This is a genomic window from Longimonas sp., from assembly GCF_046498435.1.
Lineage (GTDB): Bacteria > Bacteroidota > Rhodothermia > Rhodothermales > Salinibacteraceae > Longimonas.
This window is the reverse complement of the sequence record NZ_JAWOAR010000204.1, coordinates 1-8,716: the sequence shown is the minus strand read 5'-3', so window position 1 is coordinate 8,716 and position 8,716 is coordinate 1. Positions and strand designations below refer to the sequence as shown.

General features: G+C 61.5%; 8 protein-coding genes. 3 read left to right on the top strand and 5 right to left on the bottom strand.

Annotation, left to right across the window (positions count from 1 at the left end; all coding sequences use genetic code 11):
* The first annotated feature begins 459 nt into the window (after positions 1–459).
* Positions 460–861: an HIRAN domain-containing protein gene (locus R6U20_RS07655; protein WP_410337267.1), complete on the top strand. Its 402-nt coding sequence runs from the start codon at positions 460–462 to the stop codon at positions 859–861.
* A 6-nt stretch (positions 862–867) separates the two neighbouring features.
* Here R6U20_RS07655 and R6U20_RS07650 read toward each other — a convergent pair whose 3' ends face one another.
* The 4 genes from R6U20_RS07650 to R6U20_RS07635 form a co-directional block, all read right to left on the bottom strand.
* Positions 868–2,343 carry a DNA translocase FtsK 4TM domain-containing protein gene (locus R6U20_RS07650; protein WP_410337269.1) on the bottom strand — a complete coding sequence of 492 codons (1,476 nt, stop codon included), beginning with the start codon at positions 2,341–2,343 and terminating at the stop codon, positions 868–870.
* 108 nt (positions 2,344–2,451) lie between these two features.
* A complete protein-coding gene (locus R6U20_RS07645) occupies positions 2,452–3,198 on the bottom strand; it encodes a 2-phosphosulfolactate phosphatase (protein WP_410337266.1) in 747 nt (248 codons plus the stop codon).
* A 149-nt stretch (positions 3,199–3,347) separates the two neighbouring features.
* Entirely contained in the window at positions 3,348–4,457 is a 1,110-nt protein-coding gene (gcvT, locus tag R6U20_RS07640; protein WP_410337265.1) for a glycine cleavage system aminomethyltransferase GcvT, read from the bottom strand.
* A gap of 134 nt (positions 4,458–4,591) precedes the next feature.
* The gene (locus tag R6U20_RS07635; protein ID WP_410337264.1) at positions 4,592–5,689 is read right to left on the bottom strand and encodes a prephenate dehydrogenase/arogenate dehydrogenase family protein; all 1,098 of its coding nucleotides are present in this window, start codon (positions 5,687–5,689) and stop codon (positions 4,592–4,594) included.
* 125 nt (positions 5,690–5,814) lie between these two features.
* Between R6U20_RS07635 and R6U20_RS07630 the strand changes: the two genes are divergently transcribed.
* Complete coding sequence (locus R6U20_RS07630; RefSeq protein WP_410337263.1) at positions 5,815–6,498, top strand: hypothetical protein; 684 nt, start codon at positions 5,815–5,817, stop codon at positions 6,496–6,498.
* Here R6U20_RS07630 and R6U20_RS07625 read toward each other — a convergent pair.
* A complete protein-coding gene (locus R6U20_RS07625) occupies positions 6,495–7,787 on the bottom strand; it encodes an ammonium transporter (RefSeq protein ID WP_410337268.1) in 1,293 nt (430 codons plus the stop codon). The two genes, R6U20_RS07630 and R6U20_RS07625, sit on opposite strands and share 4 nt — an antisense overlap.
* Positions 7,788–8,168: 381 nt before the next feature.
* Between R6U20_RS07625 and R6U20_RS07620 the strand changes: the two genes are divergently transcribed.
* Positions 8,169–8,716, top strand: a 548-nt coding sequence (locus R6U20_RS07620; RefSeq protein WP_410337262.1) for an aromatic amino acid lyase, incomplete at its 3' end; no start/stop codon positions are given.

Here is an 8,716-nt window from a genome sequence, read left to right as displayed (position 1 = left end):
AGGAAGGAACCAGCGGGCGCTTTCATGAAGTCCCCCTCGGAGGAGGGGGATTTAGGGGGAGGGATTTTGCGCTCAAACACGAAACAATCAAGCGTGACAGTGCAGCAGTCCAGTTGAAACGGTTGTGATCGACGCCTCTGATCGAGGAAGGCGCTGATGCCCGGGACTAATATGAAGGCTCGCAATTTTTTGTCATGTACCACGGCTTCACGCCCATTGTCTCATTCCCAGGCTTAGAGAAGACATACGAGTCTTCTGATCTCTTTCCGCTTTTTGCCAACCAGGTCCTTCCACCCAGCCGACCTGAATACGATGACTTTGTGGAGTGGCTTAGCGGCCCCAAGCAGGAGGCCGACCCCGTAGCGATTCTGGCGCGTGCCGGAGAACGCATGACCGATACGCTGGAGATCTTTCCATACCCTACAAAAGAAGACCAAAGCACCTACACCGCCCACTTTTTTGTCCACGGCCTTCGCCACCAATCACCACCAATCACCAGATGCGATCGAGCGGGCCCAGCAGCTTACCCCAGATGAACCGCTGTATCTGATGAAGGATGTCCAGAATAAAGCCGATCCCGATGCTGTGGTGCTACGCACCGTCGAGACCACACCGAACGACCTGCACATGGTTGGCTATCTCCCCCGGTATCTGGCAGACCAGCTGAAAAATATCGGCACTGCTCATCTTCGAGATTCATCAGTCCATGTCGTTCGTGTAAACCCTTCACCTGCTCCGATCCACTTTCGCGTATTGTGTCGCATAACGATGCACTGGCCCCCCGGAAAAGCTCCATTTGACGGGTCTGCGTATCAGCCTATCGATTCCGTTCCAGAGCACGTTGTCCAAAAAGCTGCATAATGCCGCTCACATCTGCGCAAGAAGGCGGTCGAGCTCGTCTTCACTTTGCACGAGCACAGTGCGGGCTTGCGTCCCTGCAAACGGCCCGACAATGCCCGCCGCCTCCAGCTGGTCCACTACGCGTCCGGCCCGGGTATAACTGATCGACAGCTCCCGCTGCAAGAGCGATGCCGACCCCTGCTGACGCCGGACAACGATGCGCGCCGCTTCTTCAAACAATGCATCAGGATCGTTGGGGGGAGAGGGATGCGCAGGCTTGGACGCCTCGGGGGACGGCTCAGAAGCAAACGTGTCAGGGGGCGGCGTGGTGGAGGCGTCTGTTTCGGCGTTGGGCGGAGCGTCTGTTGCATCATCTGGCTCAGCCTCGGCAGCGCGCTCTCTGCGGGCCCGCTTCTGCTGAATCCGCTCCTGCACCTGCCGGATGCGCGACTTTACATCATCGAAGCGAATCACATCGTCCTCTTCGTCGGCCTCATCCGCTGTCTCGCTGGGGGGAGCAGCCTTCTCTACAGGTGCGTCGGTGGCGTCGTCGGCCCCGGGTGGGCGGGCAATGTCTGGCGGGTCGGAGGATGACGACCGGGCCGCAGGCGATGCCTCCGACTCCGATGACGCTGGGGCTCCTTTCTCTGCCGAGGCGGCGGACGCGCTGGATGATTCTGAGCTGGATGATTCTGCGGAGCGTGCTTCGTCCTCCGCATCCGTTCGAACAAGCCGAAAGCCAGAGGCCCTGGGGGCTGTCGGGTCCTTAACCGAAGGCGGGCCGGCCTCCTCTTCTTGGCTTGACGCCTTGGGCGCAGCAGAAGCAGGATCATCTGACGGGGGCGCTTCAGGAGCAGTGCGTGCTTCGTGCGGCGGCTGGCGATCGGTGTAGCGGGCCCGCGCCCAGCGCACTGCTTGCTGACTACGGTGCCAGGTCGCGTACGCTGCGTTAGTAGCCAGTTCGGCGAAGCGATCGGCAGCCCCTTGCACAGAGCCTTCGCTGAAAAGCAAGCCCCCAACTACCGCAATGGCAACCAGAATCAAGAAGGTACCTACAATGCCCAGCAGTCGCACAAAGAGCCCCGCCAGCGACATCCCAAGCGCCCCGCCCCACCGCACCATGGGCAGATCGAACGCCACGCCAATCCACCCCAGCAGTATGCAAGAAAAAACAGCCAGGCCCATTATGTTGAGCGTCGGCCCGGCGAGCGGAGCCAGCGGTTGATGCCGTACCAGGCGCACCCCAACCCAGCCAATGACTCCACACAGCGCCAGCACAGGGTATCCCATAAAGTTTGGCACAAACACCCACGCCAGAAAGGCCCCGATGAGGCCGAGCCAGTTTTGCACGCCCGGGCCGCCACTCGCCTCTGCCGACGATACCAGCGCCGAGACCGAGGCGCGGTCGGCAGGCGTGTACGAGACAAACGCCAGCGCAAGCAACACCGCCACAGCGATGCACAGCACTCCGATTAGCTCTTTCTTTCGACGGGGGCCGAGCATTGCGAAGACCGGAGGAAGAGACAAAGACGCCATACAAGCAAGCAACAGCAGGTCAGCAGGCAGCGAACCGGTCCGGCTACGCAAATCCGTCGTTAAGGCACAAGCACGCTACGACGGGTCCGGGTCGGGAGAAGGCTCATGCGCAACGAGCCGGTTGTCTGTATAGTACGGAAGCACAGGCAGGCGATCAATCCGGTAGCAGTAATCAACGTCATTGGCATGGCCGTTAGCCGCGAGGCGCCGCGCATGGTTGGTGTTGCGCAGCGTATCACCGAGGTCATCCTTGTTGTATACGAAGAGCGAGTACGCCGTGTGGGCCGCATCCGAAACGTGGCCCGGCTCGCGTCCGTCCCACAGCCGGTACAGCAGCGCCCCCGCGCAGATCGTGTCTTCGAGCGCTACCCGGTTTTCGTGTCCTGCGCAGATGATTGTCACGTCGAGGTCTTGCCCATTCAGAAAGCGCGCAACGCGGCTCACGTTCAGGAACGACCCCGCCACCAGATGGCGAGCCGTTTTTGCGCGTTCGAGCGCTTTGGTGCCATTGGTCGTGTTGAGAATGATGTCGCGCCCTTCGACTTCGTCTTCGGTGTACTCAATCGGCGAATTGCCCAGATGATACCCTTCAATCTTTTCGGCATTGCGCTCTCCCCCCAGCCGAAACACGTCAGGATCCAGGTTTGCGGCAATCTTGCCTGCCTGGGCCATGTCGAGCACCGGCATCACCGCACGAGCGCCATTGTGCAGCGCCGTGTTGATGGTGGAGCATGCGCGGAGCACATCGATCACAACCACCGCACGCCCGCGGACGTCGTCTTCGGTAACGGTGGTATGGGTCAGAAAAACCTCTACGTTCATGGGCCATGGGGCCTTATAAATGAGTAGCGCACCCGTCTGCTTCTCGCGTGCTCATAATCTACAATCATGAGCAGCAGTAGCATGACGGATAGCAGCATGCAAATCGTGGAGATGCAACGGCGTGGTGCAGTAACGCCGACAATCAGAATCTATGTCGTGTGAAGCGGTGGCGTTGCGACCTTCACCGCAACCTCTCGGCGGCCCCGCACGGCCAGTTCAGTGCCCGGCGTGGTGTATGCCGGGTCGTTGGGCACGTAGCCCATCCCAATACCGGTGCTCAGCGTGGGCGACTGCGTGCCGCTGGTTACAGACCCGAGTATGGTGCCGTCGGCATCTAACAGGTCGTGGCCTGCCCGTGGAATGCCACGCTCCTGCGCCACAAAAGCGATCAGCTTGCGCTTGGGGCCCGCCTCGTCGACCGCTTGCAGCGCCTCGTGCCCAATAAAGTCACTCGCATCCAGTTTTACAATCCAGCCGAGCCCCGCTTCGTACGGATTGGTGTCTTTGGAAATGTCGTTGCCGTGCAGACAGAAGCCCGCCTCCATGCGCAGCGTATCGCGTGCGCCCAACCCCGCTGGTTTCAGGCCGTGGTCGGCGCCCGCATCGAGGAGGGTCGTCCACACATGGGCTGCATCATCAGGAGCCACGTACAGCTCCAGCCCCGGCTCGCCGGTGTATCCGGTGCGCGATATGATGGCACGCTCGCACGCCATAAACGCGCCGCTTTCAGCTTCGATGAAGTGGTAGAACTTGAGGTCATCGAGCGCCTCGCCCACGAACGGACGGGCGATGTCGAAGGCAGCGGGGCCTTGCAGCGCCAGCAGCGCGTAGTCGTCGGAGCGGTTGGCGAGCGTAGCGCCCATCGGGTTATGGTCTTGCATCCACGCCCAGTCCTCAGATCGGTTGCCCGCGTTGATTACAAGCAGAAAGGAATCGGCGGCGCGGCGGTACACGAGCAGGTCGTCAATGATACCGCCCTCGGGGGTGCACATGGCGGTGTAGAGGGCCTTGCCGTCGTAGAGGGCCGACACGTCGTTGGTTACGAGCTGCTGCACAAATGCTTCGGCGTGTGGGCCCGTGACCTCCACCTCGCCCATGTGGCTCACGTCAAAGAGACCCGCTTCGTTGCGCACCGCCTGGTGTTCGTCGATAATACCGCTGTACTGCACCGGCATATCGAATCCCCCAAACGGCATCATGCGGGCCCCCAGGCGTTCGTGCACATCGTAGAGGGGCGTGGTTGCGAGCGTGTCAGCCATAGGATTGGGCGCAAGTGAGCATCGGGGTGAATAGGCAGTCAGAAGTATAGGGCCTGCCGATAGTGGATGCAACGCGCCGCGCTGATTTCATCCGTATTTGTGTCGTGCGTTGGGGATGCGGAGCATGAGCTACATTAGGCAGCCTGGGCATCGAATCCGGCGGCGTTGAGCACGTCGAGGGCGGTATGCAACGCCTCGCGGCTGCGGAACGAGAGCCGGAATGTGCCGCCGGTGCCGTCGCGCACGCGCAGCAGTTCGATGTTGCGCACCGACACCTTGGCCTCCGCCAGTGGCTTGCTAATGGCGTGCAGCGCCCCGGCCTCATCGGGCACGCGCACCGTACAGTCGTGCACCGACTGCATGAGTCCGGCAGCTTCTTCGGGCAGCCGGGCCCGTGCGTCCTGAGCGGCGGCAAAGTCGTCTTCGAGCGCCTCCATATCGCCCATGGCCACCTGACGCTGCACCCGCTGCAAACGGCGCGTAAAGTCGGCCAGCGCATCCAGAATGCTTCCCTGGTTGCCCACAAAGATCTCGCGCCACAGATCAAACGGCGACTCGGCAATGCGCGTCAGGTCGCGGAATCCCCCGGCGGCCAGCGCCAGCGCATCGTCGTCGGACTCGGCAGCGTGCTGCACAAGCGTAACCGCCAGAAGCTGCGGCAGATGGCTTACGCGTGCCACGATGCGATCGTGGGCTTCGGGGGTGAGCGTTACGGGGGTTGCCCCCACCGCCTCGACAACTGCGTGCATGCCCTCGACAGCCTCAGAGGGCGTTTCATCGATCGGGGTGAGCACGTAGGCTGCGTTCTCAAAGAGAATCGGGTCGGCTGCGTCAACACCAGCGGTTTCGGCTCCGGCCATCGGGTGTCCGCCCAGGAAGGTCACATGCTCGGGCAGCACCTCCTGTGCCTGATCGACTACGGCTTGCTTGACGGATGCTACATCGGTAACCACCGCGCCCTCGTTCAGGTGCGGCGCAAGCGGCTCCATCGCGGATGCAATTTTGGCCGGAGGAAACGCCAACACCACCAGGTCGGCTCCGTCAACGGCAGCCCCCATCGAGGCGGCTTTCTCATCAATTAGGCCGCGCTCCTCGGCACGCTCCAGCACATGCGAACGGTCGAACCCCACCACGGTGCAGCCCGACGCGTGCTGGCGCAGGGCTCCCGCCAGCGAACCGCCAATGAGTCCGGTACCAAGTACAGCGCAGCGGCCAAAAGGAAAATCAGTCATGCAGAACAGAAGCGTTGTGGGCAAGGCCAGTCGATAAGGCACGGCTTGCGAACGGACGCATCAGGCGCCGGTTCAACAAGCACGCTCCTCCCTCATGCCTGCCCCCAATCCGCTGACCTGTTTCCATGTCACGCGCCCCCACTGCCGTTGCGCTCTTTTGGAGCGGCGGCAAAGATGCTGCCCTTGCCTTTGACGCGCTCTACCACGACACGACATACCGCGTGGAAGCCCTTGTTACTACGCTTGATGCCCGCGGAGCGTGGGTGCCCATGCACGGCATCCACCGCGACATCATTGCGGCCCAGGCCGCTGCGCTCGGGGTGCAGTGGATTCCCGTACCCATGCCCGATGCACCCTCCAATGCCGTATATGAATCTACGCTGCAACGCGCCCTGGCTACGCATCTCCCAACCGCTGTAACGGCGCTGGCCGCAGGCGATGTGTTTCTGGAGGACGTTCGTGCCTACCGGGCCGATTTGTTTGCAGCGTGCGGATACGAGGCGCTGTTTCCGCTCTGGGGCGCGTCGGTCGATACATGGCCGAATCGGTGGGCGGAGGCGCAGGGGACAGCCCTTATCAACAGCGTAGATCCACGCCAGCTGGCTCCTACCTATATCGGACGCCGGTACGACGCCGCCACGGTGGCTGCCCTGCCGCGTGCGGTGGATGCCGCGGGCGAGACGGGCGCCTTTCACACCGTGGTGACGGACCTGGCTGCCTTTGCCGCGCCGGTGCGCATCATGCTGGACCCGCACGATGCAACCGGGTTTACCACCTACGCCCCGGCGCGGCTCGCGCGAAAGAGTTAATTCGAATTCGACGGCGTGTGTGCCTGCACCAGATCATGGTACGCGTGCATGGCATGCTCGCCCATGTCGAGCCCCTCGGCCTCTTCGTGATGGTCAACGCGCAGCCCCATGGCTTCATCGATGAGGCGGCCTACCGTCCAGCAGAAGGCCACGGTGGCTCCGCCCACCGCAGCAATGCCTGCAAGCTGATACCCTACCTGTGCCAGCCCGGCCATCTCGCCAAAAAGTCCCACAGCAAGCGTGCCCCAAATGCCACAGGTCAGGTGCACGCTTACCGCGCCCACCGGATCATCGATCTTAACCACCTCATCGATTACGACGATAGAGGCATAGACGAGTCCACCCGCCACAGCGCCAATCACCACCGCCTCCCATACGGCCATCAGGTCGGCTCCGGCGGTGATGCCTACGAGCCCGGCCAGAATGCCGTTGAGCGCCATCGTGAGGTCCGGCTTCTTATCCCGATACCACGACAGCAGTCCGCCTGTAATCCCTCCAGCGGCTGCGGCCATCGACGTAGTGACGAGCACGAGCGACACAGTGGCCGGATCTGCCGAGAGCACCGAGCCGCCATTGAATCCGAACCAGCCAAACCACAGCAGGAACACGCCAATGGTAGCCAGCGACATGTTGCTGCCTGGAATGGACTGCACGCCGCCGCTTGCTGGATACTTGCCCAAACGCGGGCCCAGCAGAATGGCCATAACGAGCGCCCCCCAGCCGCCGACCGAGTGCACCAGCGTAGAGCCTGCAAAGTCGTAGAAGCCCAGCGCATCCAGGAAGCCCCCGCCCCAGACCCACGACCCGGTAATGGGGTAGCTAATCATCAAGAAGGCGACCACGAACACCAGGAAGCTTGACAGCTTGATGCGCCCGGCCACGCCGCCCGAGACAATCGTTGCGGCAGTGGCGGCAAACATGGCCTGGAAGAAGAAGTCGGTGTACCAGGTGTAGCCCTCACTGTACGCAGGCGTGAGCAGCGCCTCAGCGTCTTGCGGGGATACTGTGATGAAGTTTGTCACCGCCCCAAATGACACGAGCCCGTTAAAGTCGCCCGGATACATCAGGTTGAACCCGCAGAGCGCATAGGTCAAAATCCCGATGCAGATGATCATCGAGTTCTTAAACAGGATGTTGACCGTGTTCTTCGACTGCGTCATGCCAGACTCCAAGGCCGCAAAGCCCAGATGCATGATGAACACCAGCATCCCGGCGATCATGATCCACAGGTTGTTTACCATCCACTCGGCAGATTCCGCCGCTTCTGCTGCCTCGGCCTCTTGTGCCATCACATCAGCAGGAGAGCCCAATGCCAGTGCAATTCCTCCCAGTACCGCTATCCCAAATGCTCGCATGTGTCGTTTCTCGTCTTGTGAGTACAGCCGTCTGCATGCATCGAACCAGAGCCATGGAGACCCCAATTCGGAATCCACAAGACGTATTTAATTGCTTGCAATGACTATTTCAACCCAATTATTTTTGCAAAGCGCTTCCAAAATGACAATAATTTTGTCTTAGGTGCCAAAACACCAAAATTGTCTTTTCTGTTACACTTCAATAAAGAGCCGATAGACTCGGCGTTGTGTGCGGTCTATGTTGATGCTCTTAGGCTGCGTGCCGTACGTTGACATCCTGTCGCCGCCATTTTTGCTCTCGCCCCGACGGTCTGTATGGATCTGCTTGCCGATGCCCCTCACGTTTCGATTCCAACGCTCCATGCCGATCTGGAGGCCCGCCTTGTATCACTTCGCAGCGACGCTGCGGCCGTTACGCAGTCGCGCACCCATGTTGATGCGGCGCTCGCGGGCGATACCGCCCATTACGGAATCAACACCGGATTTGGCGCGCTCGCCCAGCAGCAGATCCCGCCCGAGCAGGTCGAGGCGTTGCAGCGCAATCTACTGCTGAGCCATGCGGTGGGCGTGGGCGACCTGGTGCCCAAACCCATCACCCGGCTGATGCTCCAGCTCAAAATCCACGCGCTGGGGCTGGGCTACTCGGGCGTGTCGCCCCGCACGTTCGAGCAGCTACTCCAGCTGGCTGAGCACGACTTGGTGCCTGCCGTGCCCAGTCGGGGCAGCGTAGGGGCCTCGGGCGACCTGGCTCCGCTTGCGCATCTGGCGCTCCCGCTTATCGGGCACGGCACGTTCTGGACTGCGGACGGCACCGACACGCGTCCCGCCACCGATGTTCTTGAGGCGCACGGTCTGGATCCGAT

Excerpts from the sequence above, each read along its gene's own strand:
- R6U20_RS07650 (WP_410337269.1), bottom strand. The coding sequence starts at position 2,343 with ATGCTCGGCCCCCGTCGAAAGAAAGAGCTAATCGGAGTGCTGTGCATC.
- R6U20_RS07645 (WP_410337266.1), bottom strand. The coding sequence starts at position 3,198 with ATGAACGTAGAGGTTTTTCTGACCCATACCACCGTTACCGAAGACGAC.
- R6U20_RS07625 (WP_410337268.1), bottom strand. The coding sequence starts at position 7,787 with ATGGCACAAGAGGCCGAGGCAGCAGAAGCGGCGGAATCTGCCGAGTGG.
- R6U20_RS07635 (WP_410337264.1), bottom strand. The coding sequence starts at position 5,689 with ATGACTGATTTTCCTTTTGGCCGCTGCGCTGTACTTGGTACCGGACTC.
- gcvT (WP_410337265.1), bottom strand. The coding sequence starts at position 4,457 with ATGGCTGACACGCTCGCAACCACGCCCCTCTACGATGTGCACGAACGC.
- R6U20_RS07630 (WP_410337263.1), top strand. The coding sequence starts at position 5,815 with ATGTCACGCGCCCCCACTGCCGTTGCGCTCTTTTGGAGCGGCGGCAAA.